The organism is Falsiroseomonas sp. E2-1-a4, assembly GCF_051433165.1.
Classification (GTDB): Bacteria; Pseudomonadota; Alphaproteobacteria; order Acetobacterales; family Acetobacteraceae; genus Falsiroseomonas.
On record NZ_JBHMFS010000011.1, the window covers coordinates 63,939 to 82,819 of the forward strand.

The 18,881-nt window shown below is 70.8% G+C and carries 21 protein-coding genes; 8 read left to right on the plus strand and 13 right to left on the minus strand.

Annotated features, from left to right (window positions below):
• Positions 1-13 precede the first annotated feature (13 nt).
• From ACFHNC_RS13670 to ACFHNC_RS13685, 4 genes are all read right to left on the minus strand, one after another.
• Positions 14-262 (minus strand): hypothetical protein, encoded by a 249-nt coding sequence (locus ACFHNC_RS13670; protein ID WP_437169774.1) that lies wholly within the window; start codon positions 260-262, stop codon positions 14-16.
• A gap of 74 nt (positions 263-336) precedes the next feature.
• The gene (locus tag ACFHNC_RS13675) at positions 337-534 is read right to left on the minus strand and encodes a heavy-metal-associated domain-containing protein (protein ID WP_437169775.1); all 198 of its coding nucleotides are present in this window, start codon (positions 532-534) and stop codon (positions 337-339) included.
• Positions 531-923 (minus strand): Cu(I)-responsive transcriptional regulator, encoded by a 393-nt coding sequence (locus ACFHNC_RS13680; RefSeq protein ID WP_437169776.1) that lies wholly within the window; start codon positions 921-923, stop codon positions 531-533. The genes ACFHNC_RS13675 and ACFHNC_RS13680 overlap by 4 nt, the downstream gene beginning before the upstream one ends.
• Complete coding sequence (locus ACFHNC_RS13685) at positions 920-3,370, minus strand: heavy metal translocating P-type ATPase (RefSeq protein WP_437169777.1); 2,451 nt, start codon at positions 3,368-3,370, stop codon at positions 920-922. Before ACFHNC_RS13685 ends, ACFHNC_RS13680 begins: the two co-directional genes overlap by 4 nt.
• Before the next feature lie 174 nt (positions 3,371-3,544).
• Here ACFHNC_RS13685 and ACFHNC_RS13690 point away from each other — a divergent pair, with 174 nt between their 5' ends.
• Positions 3,545-4,609, plus strand: a complete 1,065-nt coding sequence (locus ACFHNC_RS13690) for a trypsin-like peptidase domain-containing protein (protein WP_437169778.1) — start codon at positions 3,545-3,547, stop codon at positions 4,607-4,609.
• 9 nt (positions 4,610-4,618) lie between these two features.
• On the opposite strand, the gene ACFHNC_RS13695 is transcribed toward ACFHNC_RS13690, so the two are convergent.
• From ACFHNC_RS13695 to ACFHNC_RS13725, 7 genes are all read right to left on the minus strand, one after another.
• Positions 4,619-5,476, minus strand: a complete 858-nt coding sequence (locus ACFHNC_RS13695; RefSeq protein WP_437169873.1) for an ABC transporter substrate-binding protein — start codon at positions 5,474-5,476, stop codon at positions 4,619-4,621.
• 84 nt (positions 5,477-5,560) lie between these two features.
• Complete coding sequence (locus ACFHNC_RS13700; RefSeq protein WP_437169779.1) at positions 5,561-6,553, minus strand: tripartite tricarboxylate transporter substrate-binding protein; 993 nt, start codon at positions 6,551-6,553, stop codon at positions 5,561-5,563.
• 135 nt (positions 6,554-6,688) lie between these two features.
• The gene (locus ACFHNC_RS13705) at positions 6,689-7,477 is read right to left on the minus strand and encodes an SDR family NAD(P)-dependent oxidoreductase (RefSeq protein ID WP_437169780.1); all 789 of its coding nucleotides are present in this window, start codon (positions 7,475-7,477) and stop codon (positions 6,689-6,691) included.
• 2 nt (positions 7,478-7,479) lie between these two features.
• Positions 7,480-8,370 (minus strand): 3-keto-5-aminohexanoate cleavage protein, encoded by an 891-nt coding sequence (locus tag ACFHNC_RS13710; protein WP_437169781.1) that lies wholly within the window; start codon positions 8,368-8,370, stop codon positions 7,480-7,482.
• 4 nt (positions 8,371-8,374) lie between these two features.
• Entirely contained in the window at positions 8,375-8,683 is a 309-nt protein-coding gene (locus tag ACFHNC_RS13715; RefSeq protein WP_437169782.1) for a YciI family protein, read from the minus strand.
• Complete coding sequence (locus ACFHNC_RS13720) at positions 8,684-9,532, minus strand: dioxygenase (RefSeq protein ID WP_437169783.1); 849 nt, start codon at positions 9,530-9,532, stop codon at positions 8,684-8,686.
• A 61-nt stretch (positions 9,533-9,593) separates the two neighbouring features.
• Positions 9,594-10,625, minus strand: a complete 1,032-nt coding sequence (locus ACFHNC_RS13725) for a quinone oxidoreductase family protein (protein ID WP_437169784.1) — start codon at positions 10,623-10,625, stop codon at positions 9,594-9,596.
• Between the two features lie 116 nt (positions 10,626-10,741).
• Here ACFHNC_RS13725 and ACFHNC_RS13730 point away from each other — a divergent pair, with 116 nt between their 5' ends.
• The 3 genes from ACFHNC_RS13730 (at position 10,742) to ACFHNC_RS13740 (ending at position 12,942) form a co-directional block, all read left to right on the plus strand.
• Entirely contained in the window at positions 10,742-11,797 is a 1,056-nt protein-coding gene (locus ACFHNC_RS13730; protein ID WP_437169785.1) for a LacI family DNA-binding transcriptional regulator, read from the plus strand.
• Positions 11,797-12,642: a metallophosphoesterase family protein gene (locus ACFHNC_RS13735; RefSeq protein ID WP_437169786.1), complete on the plus strand. Its 846-nt coding sequence runs from the start codon at positions 11,797-11,799 to the stop codon at positions 12,640-12,642. The genes ACFHNC_RS13730 and ACFHNC_RS13735 overlap by 1 nt, the downstream gene beginning before the upstream one ends.
• Positions 12,643-12,741: 99 nt before the next feature.
• Positions 12,742-12,942: a hypothetical protein gene (locus ACFHNC_RS13740; RefSeq protein ID WP_437169787.1), complete on the plus strand. Its 201-nt coding sequence runs from the start codon at positions 12,742-12,744 to the stop codon at positions 12,940-12,942.
• Between the two features lie 2 nt (positions 12,943-12,944).
• Here the strand turns inward: ACFHNC_RS13740 and ltnD are convergent, their stop codons facing one another.
• Both ltnD and ACFHNC_RS13750 read right to left on the minus strand, forming a co-directional pair.
• A complete protein-coding gene (gene ltnD / locus ACFHNC_RS13745) occupies positions 12,945-13,853 on the minus strand; it encodes an L-threonate dehydrogenase (RefSeq protein ID WP_437169788.1) in 909 nt (302 codons plus the stop codon).
• Between the two features lie 126 nt (positions 13,854-13,979).
• Positions 13,980-14,399 carry a MarR family winged helix-turn-helix transcriptional regulator gene (locus tag ACFHNC_RS13750; RefSeq protein WP_437169789.1) on the minus strand — a complete coding sequence of 140 codons (420 nt, stop codon included), beginning with the start codon at positions 14,397-14,399 and terminating at the stop codon, positions 13,980-13,982.
• Positions 14,400-14,472: 73 nt separating this feature from the next.
• Between ACFHNC_RS13750 and ACFHNC_RS13755 the strand changes: the two genes are divergently transcribed.
• The 4 genes from ACFHNC_RS13755 to ACFHNC_RS13770 are packed head-to-tail and all read left to right on the plus strand — an operon-like array spanning position 14,473 to position 18,845.
• On the plus strand, positions 14,473-15,510 hold the full coding sequence (locus tag ACFHNC_RS13755) for a 2,5-dihydroxypyridine 5,6-dioxygenase (RefSeq protein WP_437169790.1): 1,038 nt from the start codon (positions 14,473-14,475) through the stop codon (positions 15,508-15,510).
• Positions 15,507-16,208 carry an alpha/beta fold hydrolase gene (locus tag ACFHNC_RS13760; protein ID WP_437169791.1) on the plus strand — a complete coding sequence of 234 codons (702 nt, stop codon included), beginning with the start codon at positions 15,507-15,509 and terminating at the stop codon, positions 16,206-16,208. The genes ACFHNC_RS13755 and ACFHNC_RS13760 overlap by 4 nt, the downstream gene beginning before the upstream one ends.
• A 4-nt stretch (positions 16,209-16,212) precedes the next feature.
• Complete coding sequence (locus ACFHNC_RS13765) at positions 16,213-17,457, plus strand: acyl-CoA dehydrogenase family protein (protein WP_437169792.1); 1,245 nt, start codon at positions 16,213-16,215, stop codon at positions 17,455-17,457.
• A complete protein-coding gene (locus ACFHNC_RS13770) occupies positions 17,454-18,845 on the plus strand; it encodes an AMP-binding protein (protein WP_437169793.1) in 1,392 nt (463 codons plus the stop codon). The genes ACFHNC_RS13765 and ACFHNC_RS13770 overlap by 4 nt, the downstream gene beginning before the upstream one ends.
• Positions 18,846-18,881: the final 36 nt, after the last annotated feature.

Consider the following 18,881-nt stretch of genomic DNA (forward strand, 5'->3'; position numbering starts at 1 on the left):
GGGCTGGTTGAGGCTAACCTGCGGATGGCGCCTTGCGGACCAGCCAGCGATAGACCCCGGCCGCGTTCAGCACCAGCAGCACGATATTGGTCAGGCCGAGCTGGCTCTCCCGTTCCATCTGCGCCGAGGTCAGCCAGAAGGCGGAGCCGGCGGCCAGTACGGCAAAACCCCAGCCGGTGGCGCGCCGGCCGAGATCGGCCGCGGTCATCCCGGCGCCGCAGATGGTGCAGCCCATCGCCAGCCATTTCAGGATATCGGCCAACCCCATCTTCGCACGCCCGCTTGCCGGTGGAGCGGGCCGAACGCGGGGCCAGGCGGTGCGTTGCCGCCGCCGGTTCAGCCGGTGACGGCGTAGCCCTCCGCCGTCACCAGCGCCGTCAGCTCGGCGCGGTCCAGTGTGGTGTCGGCGCGGACCAGCCCGGCGGGCAGGTCCACCTGCACCCGGGCCTGCGGGTCACGGGCCTGGATGGCCAGCGTCACCGCGCGCACGCAATGGCCGCAGGTCATGCCGGACACCTTGAGTTCCTCCGTCATGCGCGGCTTCCCTCCAGCCCCGCCAGGATCGGGCAATCTGGCCGGTCGTCGCCCTGGCAATGCTGCGCCAGGTGCCGAAGGCTGTCAGCCACCGCCTGAAGCGAGGCCGCCTTACTCTCCAGCGCCGCCACATGGTCCAGCGCCATCTGCTTCACTTCGGAACTGGCGCGGGACCGGTCGCGCCACAGCGCCAGCAGCCGGCGGATATCCTCCAGCGGGAAGGCGAGGTCCCGCGCATGGCGGATGAAGCGCAGCACCGCGACATCCTGCGGGCCGTAGCTGCGATAGCCGTTCGGCCGCCGCGTCGCCTCGATCAGCCCGATCGCCTCATAATGGCGGATCATCTTGGCGGAGACGCCGGAGCCGGCCGAAGCCTCGCCGATATTCATGCCCCCGGGGATGGTCCGGCCCAAGCGCCCGCCACCGCTCGCGGGTGCCAGCGGGACAGCAGCAGCGCGTTGGTCAGCACCGAGACCGAGGACAGCGCCATCGCCGCCCCCGCGAAGGCCGGCGACAGCATCCCGGCCGCTGCCAGAGGTATGCCGAGCAGGTTGAATGCGAAGGCCCATGCCAGATTCTCCTGTAGCTTGCGATAGGTTCGACGGGTGATGTCGAGGGCGGCCGGCACCAGCGCCGGGTCCCCCCGCATCAGGGTGATTCCTGCGGCCGCCATGGCGACATCGGTGCCGGTGCCCATGGCGATGCCGAGATCGGCGGCGGCCAGCGCCGGCGCGTCGTTCACGCCATCGCCGACCATGGCGACGCGCGCGCCGCCGGCCTGCCAGCGCGCCAGGGCCTCCAGCTTGTGCTGCGGCAGCATCTCGGCCTCGACCTGGGTGATGCCGAGCGCGCGGGCGGCCGCCTGCGCGGCGGCGGGGCTGTCGCCGGACAGCATGGCGACCTCCACCTTCAGGTCGCGCAGCGCCTGCACGGCGCCGGCCGCCTGCGGCTTCAGCGCATCCTCGAACGCCAGCAGGCCGAGAACGCGGCCTTCTTCCGGCGCCATCAGCCAGGCGAGGCTGCGCCCGGCGGTGGCCTCGGCGCGGCCCCATTCGGCCAGCTCCCGCGCCTCCAGCGCCTGCTCGGTCAGCATGCGGGGGGAGCCGAGCAGCAGGCGCTGGCCCGCAACCACGCCCTCGACGCCACGGCCGGGCAGGGCGCGGAAGCCGGTGACCGCCAGGGGGGCGACCGGGGTCGCGCCGCCATCACGGCCCTGCGCTGCCAGCACGGCGCGGGCGAGGGGGTGTTCCGAGCCGGTCTGCAGGGCGGCGGCGCGGGCCAGGACATCGGCCTTCGCCACGCCCTTCGCCGCATGCAGCGCGGCCAGGCGGGGCTGGCCCTCGGTCAGCGTGCCGGTCTTGTCGAAGGCGACCAGGGTGATGCGCTTGCCGCGCTCGATCGCCTCCGCATCGCGCACCAGGATGCCGGAGCGGGCGGCCGCGCCGGTGCCGGCCATGATGGCGGCGGGGGTCGCAAGACCCAGCGCGCAGGGGCAGGCGATGACGAGGACGGACACCGCATTCAGCAGCGCCGCCTCCACCCCCGCGCCGGCCAGCAGCCAGAAGCCCAGCGTGCCAGCGGCGATCAGGATGACGACGGGCACGAAGACCGCGGCCACCCGGTCCACCAGCTTCTGCACCGGGGCGCGGCTGGCCTGGGCGGCGGAGACCAGGGCGGCAACACGGGCCAGCGTGGTTTCCCCGCCTACGGCGGTGGCGCGCAGCACCAGGCGGCCATCCAGCACCACCGTGCCGGTGGCGAGCTTGGCGCCGGGCGCCTTTTCCACCGGGCGGCTTTCGCCGGTCAGCGCGCTTTCATCGACGCCGGCCTCGCCGTGCTCCACCGTGCCATCCACGGGCACGCGTTCGCCGGGGCGCAGCACCACCACATCGCCCACCACCAGGGACGCCGCCGGAACCTCCCGCTCCGTGCCGTCCTCGGCGCGGAGGCGGGCGGTGCGGGGGCGCAGGTCGAGCAGGGCGCGCAGCGCGGCGCCGGTGCCGCGGCGGGCGCGGGCTTCCAGATGCTTGCCGAGCATCACGAACAGGATGACGACGACGCCGGCCTCGAAATACAGGACATGGGCGTGCCCGCCGCCATGCTGCAGCAGCAGAACCAGAGACAGGCCGAAGGCGGCGGAGGTGCCGATGGCGACCAGCAGGTCCATGTTGCCGGTGCCGGCGCGTAACGCCGCCCAGGCGGCGCGGTAGAAGCGGGCGCCGAACCAGAATTGCATGGGCAGGGCGAGCGCGAGCTGGACCCAGCCATTCGGCATCCAGTCCTGGCCGATGCCCATGCCGACCATGCCCAGCAGGAAAGGCGCGGCCAGCAGCGCGGCCAGCAGCAGGTCGCGCCGCTGGGCGGAGAGTTTCGCCGCCGCCGCCGCGTCTTCCGCCGCGCCATCTTCCGCGAGCGCCGCCAGGCGGTAGCCGGCGCGGGCGAGCGCCGCGGCCAGCACGCTGTCCTCCACCGGCAGCAGCAGCCGCAGATTGGCCTGTTCCGAGGCGAGGTTGACCGAGACCGCCGCCACCCCCGGCACCGCGGCCAGCGCGCGTTCGACGCGGCCGGCGCAGCTGGCGCAGGTCATCCCCTCCACGCCGATGCTGCGCGACACCTCCGGCACGGCATAGCCGGCGCTGCGGACCGCGGCGGCCAGCGCCTCCGCCGGCGCACTGCCCCGCACCAGCGCCCGCTCCGAGGCGAGGTTCACCTGCGCCTCCACCGTGCCGGGCACGGCGAGCAGTGCACGCTCCACCCGCCCGGCGCAGCTCGCGCAGGTCATCCCCTCGATCGGCAGGGACAGGCGGGGGAGGGTCTGGGGCGAGGCCTCAGGCATCAGGGTCTGGTGTTCCATGAAATGGAGATGGGGATTACCAGCATAGGAAGGTCAAGGACCGTGTCGCGGCGCCGTGCCATAGGAGCAAGGATGCCGCCGCGTGGGCGCGCGCGCATTGATCCAGCGCAGGTTTACGGTTGACGGCGCCCTGCGTCGCGACGACATGCCTCGACCATGTCCCAGACGCTGCGTGTCGCCCTTGCCCTGGCCTGGCTGCTGCCGGTCCTCGGCCCATCCCCCGCGCCCGCCCAGGCGCCCGCTCCCGCCCAGGCGCCAAGCCAGGCGCAGGATGCGCCGGTCCGCATCATCAACCGCACCGGCCAGCCAGCCACCGCGCTGCATGCGGTGCGCAGTGGCCGGACGGATTGGGGCAGCAACCTGCTCAATCGCGGCCCGCTGCCGAACAATGCCGGCTTCCCCATGCGCCCCAGCGCCGCCGCCGGTTGCCGCTTCGATGTGCGCCTGGTGCTCGCCGATGGGCGGGAGGCGGTGGCGCGCGACCAGGACATCTGCACCACGCCACGGGTCGAGCTGTATACCGCGACCGCCGCCGCGCCGCCCGGCATCATGGCCACGCCGACACCCGGCGTGGCGCAGGCGCGGCCGAATACGCAGGCCCGCCGCGTTTCAACCGGCACCGGCTTCGTCGTGGCGCCGGACCGGGTGCTGACCAACCAGCATGTGGTCGATGGCTGCGACCGCATCCTGGCCCGCACGCCGGATGGCCGCTGGCTGGCCGCGGTGCCGCCGGCGCAGGTGGACCGGGCGCTGGATCTGTCGATCCTCACCATCCCCGGCAACCCCGGCCCGGCGCTGGCCTTCCGCGACGGGCCGGCGGTGCGGCGCGGTGAGAGTGTGGTCGCCTACGGCTTCCCGCTGAGCGGCCTGCTCTCGACCGACCCGAAGCTGACGCGTGGCGAGATCAATGCGCTGGGCGGCATCCGCAACGACCAGAACAATTTCCAGATCAGCGCGGAGGTCCAGCCCGGCAACTCCGGCGGCCCGCTGCTGGACATGCAGGGGCATGTGGTCGGCGTGGTGGTGGCGAAGCTGGACAGCCGCCGTGTGCAGAACGTGGACAATGTGAATTTCGCGGTGAAGGGAGATGCCGCGCAGACCTTCCTGCGCCGCGCGGGCGCCACCTTCCGGACCGCGCCAAGCCGCGGCGCGGATCTCAGCGCCGCGGATGTGGGCGACATCGCCAACCGCTCCACCCTGCTGCTGCGCTGCGAGCGGTAGCGGGTAAATCTACCCAAGGGCCGCCGCGCGGATCGACAGGTCGAGGTAGCGCGCCGGGTCGGTCAGCTCCTTCGCCGGCTGCGCGAATTTGCTGCGCAGCCGCAGCACCGTCCGCAGCCCCGCCTCATCGATCCGCAGATCGCGATAGATGCCGCGATCGGCGTCCAGCAGCGCCGTGGCGGCGCGGGCGGCGACCGGGGCCGGCATGTTCGCCCGCGCGGTGAGGATGGCGGCGGCCTCCGCCCGATTGGCATCCAGCCACAGAAGGCTCTCGCTGAAACCGCGGGTGAAGCCGATGAGCTGGTCCCGCTTCGCGGCCAGCGTGCCGCGCCGCGCGGCGGCGACGATGCCCTGATAGGCGCCGACCGCATCCCGCCCGCGCGCCAGGCGCCGGAAGCCGCGCGCTTCCGCCGCCAGGTCGAGCGGCGTGTTCAGGAGCGTGGCCGCCTGCTTTCCCTCCAGCAGCGCCGCCAGGCGCTGGGCGCCGCCACCCACGGCCACCCATTCCACCTGGTCCGCGATGCCGGCTTGGCCCAGCACTTCGCGCAGCACGAAGGCGAAGCCGGTGGTCATGGCGTCCACCGACACCGTCCGGCCGCGCAGCGCCGCGAGATCCGGCACATCCGCCGCCGCCATGACGGAGAGCATGCCGTCATCGACGCCGAAGAAGGCGGTGAAGTCGGACGGCCCCGGCAGTTGCGCTTCGCCCTGGCCTTCGTTGTAGGCGACGATGTTGTCCACCGAGGTCAGCGCCAGGTCGTACTTCCCCGCATAAAGGTCGGACGCCATGGCGCGGGAATTCGGCGTGAGCTCCAGCACCACCTCCAGCCCATGCCGGGCGAAAATGCCCTGGCCTGCCCGGCCCAGAGGACGAGGTTCGAGGCACCGGCGAAGGCCACCACATCCAGCCGGGTCTGTGCGGTCATGCGGCGGCTCCGGGGCGGGTGGTCTTCAATCGGCGAACTGGCCGGCGGCCTGCAGCACCGGGCGCCAGCGCTCGATTTCGGCGGCCAGATGCGCGCGATGCACCTCGCCATTCTGGCGCTCCACCGGCTCCGGCTGGCTGCCGAGGCCGGTCATGCGTTCCACCACGCGGGCATCGGCCAGGGCGAAACGCAGCGCGGCGTTCAGGCGGTCCTGCACCGGCTTCGGCGTGCCGGCTGGCGCATAGAGGCCGTGCCAGATCGCCACCTCGAACCCCGGCAGCCCGCCCTGGATGGCGGTGGGCACGTCCGGCACGGCGGGCAGCGGCTGCGGCGTGGTCACGGCCAGCGCCTTGATCTGGTTCGCCCGGATGAAGGGAATCGCGCTGGTGGTCTGGTCGCAATAGATATCGAGGCGGCTGGCCATCAGCTCCGGATAGATCGGCCCCGATCCGGCGAAGGACACGGCGGTGAAGCGGGTGCCGAGGCTGGCCTGCAGCAGCGTGCCGCAAAGCTGGCTGGCGGAGCCAAGGCCGGCATTGCCGAGATTGATGCGCTCCCCGCCTTCGCGAATCAGGCGGATCATCTCGGCGAAATTGGTGGCGGGGAAATCCGGGCGGGTCAGCCAGACCATCGGTGTGGCGGTGACCAGGCCCAGCATCTCGAACGCCGTCAGCGGGTTGTAGGGCAGGCGGCGATACAGCGTCGGCGCGGTGGACATGCCGATGTTGTGCAGCAGGATGGTGTGGCCATCCGGCCGGGCCTGCGCCACGCGGTTCACGCCGATGGTGCCGCCGGCGCCGCCGACATTCTGCGCCACGACGTTGACGCCGAGGTCACGCGACATCGCCTCCGCCAGCATGCGCCCCACCGCATCGGTCGGCCCGCCGGGGGCGAAGGGGATGACCAGCGTGATGGGCTGGCTCGGCCAGTTGGACTGCGCGCGCGCGGTGCCGGCGAGCAAGGCGGGGGTGGCGAGTGCGGCGCCGAGCAGGGCGCGGCGGGTGGTCTGGATTTTCATTGATTTGGGTCTCCCTTGGACGTTGTGAGGCAGCCGGTTTGCCGGCCTGGTTTGTCTTGATCCTGCGCGGCCCTCTCCCCCCGACCGGGGGGGAGAGGGTTTGGGTGAGGGGGGCGTGCCTCCTCTCGCGTAACCTCAGCGACCGCCGCCGATATCCACCAGCGTGCCGGTCATGTAGGCGGCGCCCGGCGAGAGCAGGAAGGCGACCAGGCTCGCCACCTCCTCCGGCTCCCCGGGCCGCCCCAGTGCGATGGCGGCTGTCATCGCCTTCAGCTTGTCGGCCCCGGCGCGCGCCTCGTGGCTTTCGGTGCGGATCACGCCCGGCCGCACGCAACACACGCGGATGCCGAGTTTTCCCACCTCATTGGCGAGACCGGCCGTGAACCCATCCACCGCGCCCTTGGCGGCGGCATACATCACCCGCCCCGGCTGGCCGCCGAGGACGGAGGCGCGCGAGCCGATATTCACGATGACGCCGCCCAAACCGCCACGATCCGTCGCCATGCGCTGCACGGCGGCGGAGGCACAGAAGACGGTGGTGCGGAGGTTGCCGTCCATCATGCGGTCGTAATCGGCCGCGGTGATGTCGGCGATCTTCGCCTCCGCGCTGCCGCCGGCATTGTTCACCAGGCCCTTTACCGGGCCGATGGCATCGGCGGCGGCGAACAGCTCCGCGATGCCGGCCTCTGACTGCACATCCGCCTGCACCGCCTGCGCACGGCCACCGGCCTGCGTGATGGCGGCGACGGTTGCCTCGGCGGAGGCTGCGTCCCGCGCGTAGTTCACCACCACGTGCCAGCCATCCGCCGCGGCGGCCTTGGCGATGGCCGCACCGATGCCGCGCCCGGCACCGGTGACGATCAGCACGCCCTGATCCTGGAGCGGCCGCGCGGCATGGCCGGCGGCGCCACGGTCATCGGACATGCTCACCGCGACCACCCGCCTACCTGCGCGAGTTCCGCGCGGGCTTCCGCCGCATTCATCGGCTCCGCGCCCAACTCGCGCAGGATGCGCACGGCGCGCTCCACCAGCACGGTGTTGCTGACGGCGAGTTCGCCCTTGTTCAGGTAGATGTTGTCCTCAAGGCCCACGCGCACATGCCCGCCCAGCAGCCAGGCCTGCGCCAGCATCGGGAATTCCATGCGGCCGATGGCGAAGGCCGCCCAGGGGCTGCCGGCGGGCAGGATGGACTTGGCGTAGTTCAGCGTCGCCGGATCCCAGTCGAAGCCGTAGCGGATGCCCATGCAGACCTGGAACAGGCAGGGACCCTTCAGCACGCCATCGGCCATCAGCTTCTTCGCCAGACCGATATCGCCGGAATCGAAAACCTCGAGTTCCGGGATGGTGCCGACGGAATAGATCAACTCCGCCATCTTCGTCACCGACCAGGGCGCGTTGATCACCACGGCGCTGCCGGACCACATGGTGTTCAAATCGAGCGTCGCGATTTCCGGCTTCAGCTCGACGATATGCGCCACGCGCTGTTCCGGCGGCAGCAGGGTGGACCCCGCCGCAGCCTCACGCGGATTGTCGAGCGAGGGCACGAAGCGGCCGCCCGGGCCGGTGGTCAGGTTGATCACCACATCGGTGCCGGAGGCGCGGATGCGGTCCATCACCTCCCGGTACAGATCGATCGACATGGAGGGCTTGCCCGTCACCGGGTCCCGCACATGGATGTGGGCGACGGCGGCGCCGGCCTTGGCGGCCTCGATCGCGGCATTCGCGATCTGCTCCGGCGTGATCGGCAGATGCGGCGTCTGTTCCGGCGTGGTGATGTTGCCGGTGACGGCGCAGGTCAGCATGTATTTGCGGCGCATGATGTTAGTCCTTGGCCGGGCCGAAGGCGGGCGTGCCGCGGGTGATGTCGAGGAAGCGGGTGACGATCACCTGCTCGAACAACCCGTTCTGCGCGAAGGGGTCGCCGGCGGCGAAGGCCTCGGCCGCCGCGCGGTCCGGCACATCGACGATGAAGACGGAGCCGATCCGGGCCTCCCCGTCATCGGCCACCATCGGCCCGGCCAGCTTGATGTCGACGGGGCTGGCCTTCAGATAGGCGCGGTGCGCGTCGTAATGCGCGTCGCGGATCGCGGCGCCATCGGCGACCTGGGTGCAGTGGATCAGGAACAACATTTATGCGGCGTCCTCTCTTGGAATCCGGAACTCGTAGCTGAGTTTGGCCGGCTTGCCTGCCGCCTTGGGCGCATCCCAGTCCGTCACCAGGCTCGCCTTCACGCCGAACACCGCATCGTCATGCAGATAGGGGTCGCCATCCTTGAAGATGTGCGTGATCAGATCCCGGTAGCCGGGCTTCTTGATCCAGAAATGCACATGGGTCGGCCGCATCGGGCTGCGGCCCATGGATTCCAGCACGCGGCCCACCGGCCCGTCATGCGGCACCGGGTAGCTGGCCGGCATCACGGTGGGGAAGGCCAGAAGCCCGTCCGCGCCCGTGATGAAGCGGCCGCGCATGTTGTGTTCGTCGCCGAGCTGGCTGTCGTAGAACCCCTCCGGCGAGGTGTGCCACACATCCACCTGCGCGCCTTCCAGCGGCTGGCCGGCCTCATCCAGGATGCGGACTTCCACATCCAGCGGTTCCCCCGCCACGCCGGGCGACATGTTCTGCCCGTTCTGCAGCACCGGCGGATTCTCGCGGTGGAAGGGGCCGAGCACGGTGGTCTCGCTGACGCTGGCATGGGTGCGATGCGCGATGGCGTCCACCAGCATCGACACACCGAGAATGTCCGACAGCAGGATCACTTCCTGCCGCTTGTCGTCGCACCAGCGGCCGAGCTCGCTGACGAAGCCGACGCCCTGTTCCCATTCCTCCGGCGTCAGCTCCACCTCGCGCACGAAGTCATGCACATGTGTCACCAGAGCGGTCATGATCTGGCGGATGCGCGGGCTGGCCTCGGGCGAGATGCGCGCCAGCACCGCCTCGGTCAGGTTCTCGCTGGTATAGGTGATGTGGCCTTCGGGCATGTCGGGATCCCTTCTTGCGTGATTCAGACTTTTCGGTGAGTCCGCCTCAAGTCGTCACGCTTTAATCGCCCATGGTCAGCACGACGCGGCCGCGCGTGCCGCGGGCGACGGCGGCATAGGCCTCGGTGCCCCGGGTCAGGTCATAGGTCTCGGCGATGGCGGGCGCGGGGTAGGCGCCGGATTCGAAGCCGGGGCGCAGCGCCTCCATCATCGGCGCGCAGGCGGCGGCGCTGCGCTTCAGGCTGTCCACGCCCAGCAGCCGGCATTCGCGGCGGTAGAAGGGGATCAGCTCGAACTTCAGCTGTTCGCCCGGCGTGCCGGCGATGACGATCATGCGGCCGCCGAAGGCCAGCGCGCCGAGCGCCGCCTCGGTCAGCGACGGCTTGCCGACGCAATCATACACCACATCCACGCCGCGCGCGCCGGTAGCGGCTGCGATCTGGGCGGCCACATCATCGCGGTTCACATCGATGAAGCTGGCGGTGGCGTGCCGGGCCGGGCTGTCCGCCGGGGCCTCCCCGCGCACCGCCGCGATCACCCTGCAGCCGCGCGCCGTGCCGATGCCACAGGCCGCGCCGCCGACGCCACCGGTCGCACCCAGCACCAGCAGCGTCTCCCCCGGTTTGAGCTGCGCATAGTCCAGCCCGATCCAGGCGGTGACATAGTTCACGCCGACTGCGCCGGCCTCGGCGAAGCTGAGATTGGCCGGCTTGCGCGCGAGTGCCGCCACCGGCAGGTGGAGGAAGCGGGCATGGCTGCCATCCCGCGTGAAGCCGATATCGCCGCCGGTGCCCCAGACCTCCGCACCCATCCATTCCGCCGGACCGGCCACCACCACGCCCGCGAAGTCACGGCCCGGCGTGCGCGGCGGCACGGTCTGGCGCATGCGGCCGGCGACGTTCTTCACGTCCGAGGGATTCACGGACGCCGCATGTACCCGCACCAGAGCCTCCGCCGCGCCGGGGCTGCCCACAGGCACATCCTGGCATTCCAGCACCTCCGGCCCGCCAAAGGCGGCGAAGCGGAGCGCGGGGGCGTGCATCAGGCGGCGGGCAGCAGTGGCCTGTCCCGCATCCGGTGGGGCGTCGTTCATCGTTGGTCGAATCCTCCGTCGCCGCATCGGTTAAGCTTCGGCGTGGGGCGGGTCAAGAAAAATCTGCAATCGATTGCAGCGCCCCAGTCGCAATCGGTTGCGCTATAGCGGGCCGGATGCAGCCTCCCGCCCCATTGCCGGTTCCGTCCCGCGCGACCATCGCCGATGTCGCCCGAGAGGCCGGTGTCCATGCCTCCACCGTCTCCCGCGCCCTGAACCCGGCGACGCGCGGCATGGTGACCGACGCGGTGGCCCAGCGGGTGACGGAGGTGGCGGACCGGTTGGGATGGCGGCCTTCCGCGGTGGCCGCCGGGCTGCGGACGCGCAAATCCCGCACCATCGGCATCCTGGTGCCGGACCTGATCAACCCGATCTTCCCGCCCATCCTGCATGCGGTGGAAACCGTGCTGGCGGCGCAGGGCTACGTCACGCTGGTGGCGAATACGGATAATGACGCGGCGCGCGAATCGCTGCTGATCGAGCGCATGGCGACGCATCTTGTGGATGGGCTGATCCTGGCCTCCGCCGCCGCCGGCACCGATGCGCTATCGCTATGTGCTCGCTTCGGCATTCCGGCCGTGCTGATCAACCGGCGCATGCCGGAAGGCGCGGACTGCGCCGCCGTCTCCGCCATCACCAATGACGACCTGCACGGCATCGGCCTGGCGGTGGACCACCTGGTGGCGCTCGGGCACCGGCGCATCGCGCATCTGGCCGGGCCGCAGGGTGTCTCCACCGCACGGGACCGCCGCGCCGGCTTCCTGGAGCGGATGCGCCACCACGGGCTGGCGCCGGTCGCGGTGGTCGATGCGGCCGCCTACACCCGGGATGCGGGCCGCGCGGCGATGGCGCTCCTGCTGCAGGGGCCGCACTGCACCGCGGTGGCGGTGGCGAACGACATGCTCTGCCTCGGCGTCTATGACGCGATGGAGGCGGCCGGGCGCCGGGTGGCGGTCGATATCTCCGTCACTGGCTTCAACGACATGCCCTTCGTGGACCGCATCCACCCGGCGCTGACCACCATCCGCATCCAGCACGATGCCATGGGCCGCCAGGCGGCCTGCATCCTGCTGGCGGAAATGGCCGATCCGGGCCTCGCGCGCCAGGATATCCGGCTGGCGCCGGAACTGGTCATCCGCGCCTCCACCGCACCACCCGCAAAGGGCGCCTGATGCCGCTGATCGTCGCCCAGGTTTCGGATGCCCATCTCGGGCCGCGCACCACTGTGTTCCAGGCCAACATGGCGCGGATCGAACAGGTGCTGCATGCGGCGCCGCCGCAGGCGCTGGTGGCCAGCGGCGACCTGTCGCTGGATGGCGCGGATCGGGATGCGGATCTGTCCTTCGCCGCGGCCGCCTTTCGCCGCATGGCCGGAAGCGCGCCGCTGCTGGCGATCCCGGGCAACCACGATGTCGGCAGCGACTTACGCACAATGCCGGGCCAGCCGGTGGATGCGGTGCGGCTGGCGCGCTGGCAGGCGGCGCTCGGCGCCGATCGCTTCGTGCAGGATCTGGACGGGCCGGGCGGGGAGGCCTGGCGGCTGATCGGCCTGAACACGGAAATCATGGGCACTGGCCTGGCGGAGGAAGTGGCGCAGGCGGCCTGGCTGGTGCAGGCGCTGGCCGGACTCGGCCGCCGCCGCATCGCCGCCTTCCTGCACAAGCCGGTCTTCTTGAACGGGCCGGAGGATGGCCTGGACCCATGGTCCGTGCCGCCGGAGGCCCGGCCCGCGCTGGCGCCGCTGCTGGACCATCCGGCGTTGCGGCTGGTTGGCTCCGGCCATCTGCATCTGCACCGTATTGCGCGGCGGGGGGAGGTGGTGTTCGCCTGGGCGCCCCCGGTCTCCTTCGTCTGCGAGCCGGAGATCCAGCCGGGCCTGCCGGGGGACCGCGTCGGCGGCTTCCTGCGCCACACCCTGCACGCCGATCACGTGGAGACCGAATGCGTCTGCCCCGCCGGGCTGCGGGCGCCCTACCTGGAGGAAGTGCGGGCCGAGACCTATCCGCGCCCGACATGATTTCGGTTGCGTTTCGAGCATGGGGTACACAACCCTGGGTTGGTTTTCTGTTCATGGCGTGATCGTTAGGATCAACTAAGTTTAATCCCAAAGGGCGCCATGTCGCAGGCTCAAAAGCCGCGGTCGGAGTTTCTGGGTCTGCACGATCCCTATGGCGATGCGCCAGCCGGGACGCCGGCCCCGCGTCCGCCGCCGGGCCCGCTGGTGACCCGGGAAAAGGCAGGCGAACTGGCCCGGGCGGCCGGGGCGCTGGCCGCCCTGTTCATCCTCATCGCCCTGATCATCGCCGCGCTGGGCTGACCTCAGCCCTTCGGCTTGTCGCCGGGCAGGGCAATGCCGGTCAGCGCCTGCCAGACCCTGATGACGAAGCCATCATCGGCCCGGCCATGCCCCATGGCGCTGGCGGCCGTGAACAACTGCTGGGCCTGGCTGGCCAGCGGCACCGGGTGGTCCAGCCCACGCGCCATCTGCGCCACCAGGCCGAGATCCTTGACGAAGATATTGACCGCGGAGCGCGGCGCATCGTCGCCGGTCAGCACGCGGGCCATGCGGTTCTCGAACATCCAGCTATTCCCGGCGGCGCTGGTCACCACGTCGTACAGCTTTTGCGGATCGGCGCCGGCGCGGATGCCAAGTGCCATCGCCTCCGCCGCCACTGCGATGTGTACGCCGGCCAGAAGCTGGTGCACCACCTTCACCGTGGCGCCGATGCCGGGTGCGTCGCCAAGCTCCCACACCTTGGTGGCCACCGCATCCAGCACCGGCTTCGCCTTGGCGAAGGCAGCTGGGCTGCCCGAGGCCATGACCGTCATCTCCCCCGTCGCGGCCTTCGCCGCACCGCCGGAGACGGGCGCATCGAGGTAGAGGAACCCCGCCGCTTCCGCCCGCGCCGCCAGGCGGCGCGCATCATCCGGGCCCATGGTGGCGGAGGCGATGATGACGGCGCCTGGTGCGAGACGCGCGGCACAGCCTGCCGGGCCGAACAGCGCGGCTTCGGTCTGCGCGGCGTTCACTACCAGCAGCAGCACCGCCTGCGTCCCGTCCGCGATGGCGTCCGCGCTGGCTGCGACCTGGCCGCCAGCCTGGGTAAAACTGTCGCGCGCGGCTGCCGAAAAATCACAGCCCGTGGTCGCAAGCCCTGCCCGCAGGCAGGACAGCGCCGCCCCCATGCCCATGGCCCCAAGGCCGATCACCGCCACCTGCATCGTCATCTCTCCCTGATCGCGCAAGGCTGGCGGCCTGCGGCGTTCAGCGCAAGACGAGTACCAGGATCTGCACCAGGGCGGAGACCACCAGCAGCAGCAGGACGATCTTGGAGAGGTTGGATATCGGCGGCATCAGCCGGAGATGATCGCGCGCAGCAGCGCCTTCAAGGCGGGGGCTGACTTCGCATGGCGGGCGAGCAGCGCCGCCTCATGCGCGCGCGCCTCCGCCACAAGCGAATCGGCCAGGGCAGCGCCGGCGGGCGTCAGGGTGATGCGGGTCTGGCGGCCGTGGCGGGCGCGGGCCAGCAGGCCCTCCGCCTGCATGCGGTCCAGCAGCTTGGACATGGTCGGCTGCTGCATCAGGCAGATCTGCCCGAGTTGCCCGACCGTGGCGCCCTGGTCCGCGCCATGCAGCGTGGCCAGCACGCGCCAGGCCGGCACCGCCACACCGCGCGCCTTCAGCCGCGCATGGAAGGCCGCGGAGGCCGCATGCGAGGCCTGGGCCAGCAGGGCCAGCAGGTAGTCCTCGACGAAGCGGGGCTGGGTGGTCACGGCGCGAATATATGACTTTTCATGGATCGACGCCATCGCTAGCCTTGCGGCGGACCCAGGGAGGGCAGCGGCCTTGCGCGACGACCGGATGGAGCCGCACTGGATCGACGCCTTCGAGGCCGTGCTGCGGCTTTGCGCGGCGCAGCCGGGGGAGACGGTGTGCCTGCTGTCCGAAAGCCAGTCGCGGCGGCTGAACATCGATCTGGCGGAGCTGGCGGCGCACCGCCTGGGCTGCCGGACCTTCCGGCTGGAGGTGCCGACGCCGCCGCCGACCGCGCCGGTGCCGGTGCGCTCCACCGGGGCATCGCGCGCCCTGGCGGGGCATCCGGCGGTGCTGGCGGCGCTGGGCGCTTCCTCGCTCATCCTGGATTTGACGCGGGAGGGGCTGCTGCATGCGCCGGAACTGCGCGGCATCCTGGCCAGCGGTGCGCGGGTGCTGATGGTGAGCGACGAGCATCCGGATGTGCTGGAACGCTTGGTTCCCCGCGCGGAGGATGCGGCGCCGGTGAAGGCGGCGGTGAAGCGGCTGCGGGCGGCGCGCGAAATGCGCGTGACCAGCGCGGCGGGCACCGACCTGACCGTGGCGATGGCGGGTGCGACCACCGCCGGCGTCTGGGGTTTTACGGACCGCCCCGGCACCATCGCGCACTGGCCGGGCGGCGTGGTGGTGTCCTTCCCCGCCGCGGGCAGCGTGGCGGGTACGCTCGTGCTGGCGCCGGGGGACGCGAACCTGACCTTCAAGCGCTACATCGAGCAGCCGGTGCGGCTGACCCTGCGCAACGATCATGTGGTGGCGGTGGAGGGCGAGGGCGCCGATGCGCGGATGATGCGCGCGTATCTCGCCGCCTGGGGCGACCCCGCCGCCTATGCGGTCAGCCATGTCGGCTGGGGGATGAACCCGCGCGCGCGGCGTGAGGGGCTGCTTTTCCACGACCGCCGCGATCTGAACGGCACGGAGCTGCGCGCGGCGGCCGGCAACTTCCTGTTCTCGACCGGCGCCAATGAGTTCGCCGGCCGCTTCACCGAGGGACATTTCGACATCCCCGTCTTCGGCTGCACCATCGCCCTGGATGGCGAGGTGGTGGTCCGCGAAGGAGTTTTGGTCGCATGAGTATCATCCTGCTGCATGGCATCGGTGGGCCTTCCTGGAACGGCATGGTGCCGGGCGCCATCGACTGGCCGATGCCGGGTTTCTGCGGCACGGCAGCCCTACCTGAGATGACCTTTCCCGCACTGGCGGACGCGCTGCGGGACGCGCTGGATGCGCGCGGGCTGGATCGGGTGACGCTGGTCGGCCATTCGATGGGCGGCATGCTGGCACAGGAATTCGTCGCGCGGTTTCCGGAGCGCGTGGCGAAGCTGGTGCTGTATGGCACGACGCCGGCCTTCGGCGGCCGCGACCCGTCCTTCGCCGAACAATTCCTGGCCGCACGGCTCGGCCCGCTGGCAGGGCGTAGCATGGAGCAGGCGGCGTTAGAGCTGATGGCGGGAATGCTGCCGGATACCGCGCCACCGGATGCGACGCCGCGCGCGCTCGCCGCCATGCGCGCAATTCCGGAGGATGTGTATCGCGCCACGCTACGCTGCCTCACCACCTTCGATCGCCGTGCCGATCTGCCGAAGATCGCCGTGCCGACGCTGCTGATCGCGGGCGAACGTGACCAGGCGGCACCATCGAAAACCATGCAGCGCATGGCGGATGCGATTCCCGGCGCGGAATTCGTGCTGATCCCCGGCGCCGGCCACCTGATCCATCTGGAAGCGCCCGCACCGTTCCTCGCCGCGTTGCTGCCGTTCCTGGAGCGGTGAGCGCATGAGCGACGCGCCGATCTTCGACGCCAGGGCGTTTCGCCTGACGCAGTTCGAGGCCGATCTCACCGCCCGCGCCCGTGATTTCGGCGCCCGCGTGCTGGCGCCGCGCGCTGCGCGGTGGGACCGGGAGGCGAGCTTCCCGATCGACAATTACCGCGACATGCACAGCGAAGGTCTGCTCGGCATCTGCATCCCGGCGGAGGAGGGCGGGGTGGGTGCCGATTTCCGCGCCTATTGCCTGACGGCGGCGGAGCTCGGGCGGTATTGCGGCGCTACGGCGCTGACTTGGAACATGCATGTCTGCAGCACGCTCTGGACCGGCGCGCTGACCGAAGATCTTGAAATGGACGATGCGACGCGGGCGGAACATCGGCGGCGGCGGCGCCTGCACTACGACACCATCCTGCATCACGGAAAAATCTTCTCGCAGCCCTTCTCGGAAGGCGGCGCGGCAGCAGCTGGCGCGGTGGCCTTCGGCACCACGGCGGAACGCGTGCCAGGTGGCTTCCGCATCAACGGCAAGAAGATATTTGCCAGCCTCGCCGGCCACGCCGACACCTACGGCATCCTCTGCACCGAGATGCTACCGGGCGAAAAGGCATCGCGGAGAAACACGCTGTATCTCGGCGTGCCGGCGGATGCGCCGGGTGTGACGGTGACGGGCGAGTGGGATCCGCTGGGGATGCGCGGCACCGTCTCCCGCACCCTGATTTTCGAGAATGTCTTTGTGCCGGAGGATGCGGCGCTGATGCCGCCCGGCCTGTATTTCCAGGCGGCGATGCGCTGGCCGCACATGTTCCTCACGCTGTCACCCACCTATATGGGCCTGGCGCAGGCCGCCTATGATTTCTGCGTGCGCTATCTGCGGGGCGAGGTTCCCGGCACGCCGCCCGTGAAGCGCCGCATGTACCCCACGAAGCAGATCGCGGTGGCGCAGATGCGGGTGATGCTGGAACAGACCAAGGCGCTGTGGTTCCAGGCCATCACGGAAGCCGGGCCTGATCCCTCCAAGGAACAGATGCTGCGGGCGCTCGCCGCGCAGCACACAGTGATGGAGAATGCGCAAGCCATCGCCAGCCTCGCCATCCGCACCTGCGGTGGCCAGGCGATGCTGAAATCCCTGCCGCTGGAACGCATTTTTCGCGACAGCCGCTGCGGCGCGCTGATGCTGCCCTGGACGGCGGAGCTGTGCATCGACCGTATCGGGCGCGATGCGCTGTATGAGAAGGGCGAGACGGACCAGTGAGGCACTGGCTCGCCGCGCAGCCGCCCGATCGTGTGGCGTTGCGCTTTGGCGATGTGGCTCTGACCTATGGCGCGCTGCACGCGCAGGCCGAGGCGATGGCGGCGGCGCTTGCCGCGCGCGGCGTGCGGCATGGCGACCGTGTCGGCTTCCTCGGCCAGAACCACCCCGCGCAGATCGTGGCGCTGTTCGCCTGCGCCCGGCTCGGCGCGCTGCTGCTGCCGCTGAACTGGCGCCTGGCCGCGCCGGAATGGCGTTTCATCCTCGACGATGCCGGCGTGAAGCTGCTGCTGGCGACGCCTGAGATGCTTTCCGCCATGCCTGGCCAGGCGCTGGATGCCACCACGCTTGCCGCGCCGGGCAATGCGCCGGATGATGGCGATGAACAAAGCCCGGTGCTGCTGGTCTATACCAGCGGCACCACCGGCCGGCCGAAGGGCGCGGTGCTGGACCAGCGCGCGCTGCACCACAATGCGCTGAACGCGGCGCATGCTTTCGAAATGACGGCGCAGGACCGCGTGCTGACGGTGCTGCCGCTGTTCCATGTCGGCGGCCTCAACATCCAGACCACGCCGGCCCTGCACGCCGGCGCGGAGGTGCTGCTGCATCCGCGCTTCGACGCCGACGCCTTTTTCGACGCCGTGGCGCGCAACTGCCCGACGCTCACTTTGCTGGTGCCTGCGGTGATGCAGGCCCTCGTCAGCCATCCGCGCTGGGCCGGCGCCGATCTCTCCAGCCTGCGCGCCGTCGGCGCCGGTTCCTCCGACGTGCCCCTGCCGCTGATCGAGGCGTTTCATGCGCGCGGCATCCCCGTGCAGCAGGTTTATGGCGCCACCGAAACCTGTCCCATCGCCATCATCCAGAACCGCGCGGAGGCGCTGGCCGCCCCCGGTTCGCTCGGCCGCCCGGCTCTGCATGCGGAAGCGCGCATCGCTGGCGGCGCGACGGAGGGCGAAATCCAGATCCGCGGCCCCGCCACGCTGCGCCGCTACTGGCCGGACCTGCCGGCGCTGGATGAGGAAGGCTGGTTCGCCACCGGCGATGTCGGCCGCCTCGACCCGGAGGGTCGGTTCTGGTTCACCGACCGCCTCAAGCACGTGATCATCTCGGGCGGCGAGAACATCTATCCGGCGGAGGTGGAGCGCCTACTGCGCACCGCGCCCGGCATCACCGAGGGCGCCATCATCGGCCGCCCCGATCCGCGCTGGGGCGAGGTCCCGGTTGCCGTCGTCGTCCCCGCGCCCGGCTTCGACGCCGCCCGCGTGCTGGCGCATTTCGAGGGCCAGATCGCCCGCTTCAAGATTCCCCGCGCCGTGATCACCGTGCCCGCTTTGCCGCGCACGGCGCTCGGCAAGGTGGAGGTGGCAAAACTGCACAGCCTGCTGGCCTGACGCCGCAACTCGGGCATGATCGGTCGAACCGCCCGA

Coding starts and splice junctions, on each gene's coding strand:
- ACFHNC_RS13735 (WP_437169786.1), top strand. CDS start 11,797: ATGCCGCTGATCGTCGCCCAGGTTTCGGATGCCCATCTCGGGCCGCGC.
- ACFHNC_RS13765 (WP_437169792.1), top strand. CDS start 16,213: ATGAGCGACGCGCCGATCTTCGACGCCAGGGCGTTTCGCCTGACGCAG.
- ACFHNC_RS13690 (WP_437169778.1), top strand. CDS start 3,545: ATGTCCCAGACGCTGCGTGTCGCCCTTGCCCTGGCCTGGCTGCTGCCG.
- ACFHNC_RS13680 (WP_437169776.1), bottom strand. CDS start 923: ATGAATATCGGCGAGGCTTCGGCCGGCTCCGGCGTCTCCGCCAAGATG.
- ACFHNC_RS13715 (WP_437169782.1), bottom strand. CDS start 8,683: ATGTTGTTCCTGATCCACTGCACCCAGGTCGCCGATGGCGCCGCGATC.
- ACFHNC_RS13760 (WP_437169791.1), top strand. CDS start 15,507: ATGAGTATCATCCTGCTGCATGGCATCGGTGGGCCTTCCTGGAACGGC.
- ACFHNC_RS13705 (WP_437169780.1), bottom strand. CDS start 7,477: ATGTCCGATGACCGTGGCGCCGCCGGCCATGCCGCGCGGCCGCTCCAG.
- ACFHNC_RS13730 (WP_437169785.1), top strand. CDS start 10,742: ATGCAGCCTCCCGCCCCATTGCCGGTTCCGTCCCGCGCGACCATCGCC.
- ACFHNC_RS13685 (WP_437169777.1), bottom strand. CDS start 3,370: ATGCCTGAGGCCTCGCCCCAGACCCTCCCCCGCCTGTCCCTGCCGATC.
- ACFHNC_RS13710 (WP_437169781.1), bottom strand. CDS start 8,370: ATGCGCCGCAAATACATGCTGACCTGCGCCGTCACCGGCAACATCACC.
- ACFHNC_RS13720 (WP_437169783.1), bottom strand. CDS start 9,532: ATGCCCGAAGGCCACATCACCTATACCAGCGAGAACCTGACCGAGGCG.
- ACFHNC_RS13740 (WP_437169787.1), top strand. CDS start 12,742: ATGTCGCAGGCTCAAAAGCCGCGGTCGGAGTTTCTGGGTCTGCACGAT.
- ACFHNC_RS13700 (WP_437169779.1), bottom strand. CDS start 6,553: ATGAAAATCCAGACCACCCGCCGCGCCCTGCTCGGCGCCGCACTCGCC.
- ACFHNC_RS13675 (WP_437169775.1), bottom strand. CDS start 534: ATGACGGAGGAACTCAAGGTGTCCGGCATGACCTGCGGCCATTGCGTG.
- ltnD (WP_437169788.1), bottom strand. CDS start 13,853: ATGACGATGCAGGTGGCGGTGATCGGCCTTGGGGCCATGGGCATGGGG.
- ACFHNC_RS13725 (WP_437169784.1), bottom strand. CDS start 10,625: ATGAACGACGCCCCACCGGATGCGGGACAGGCCACTGCTGCCCGCCGC.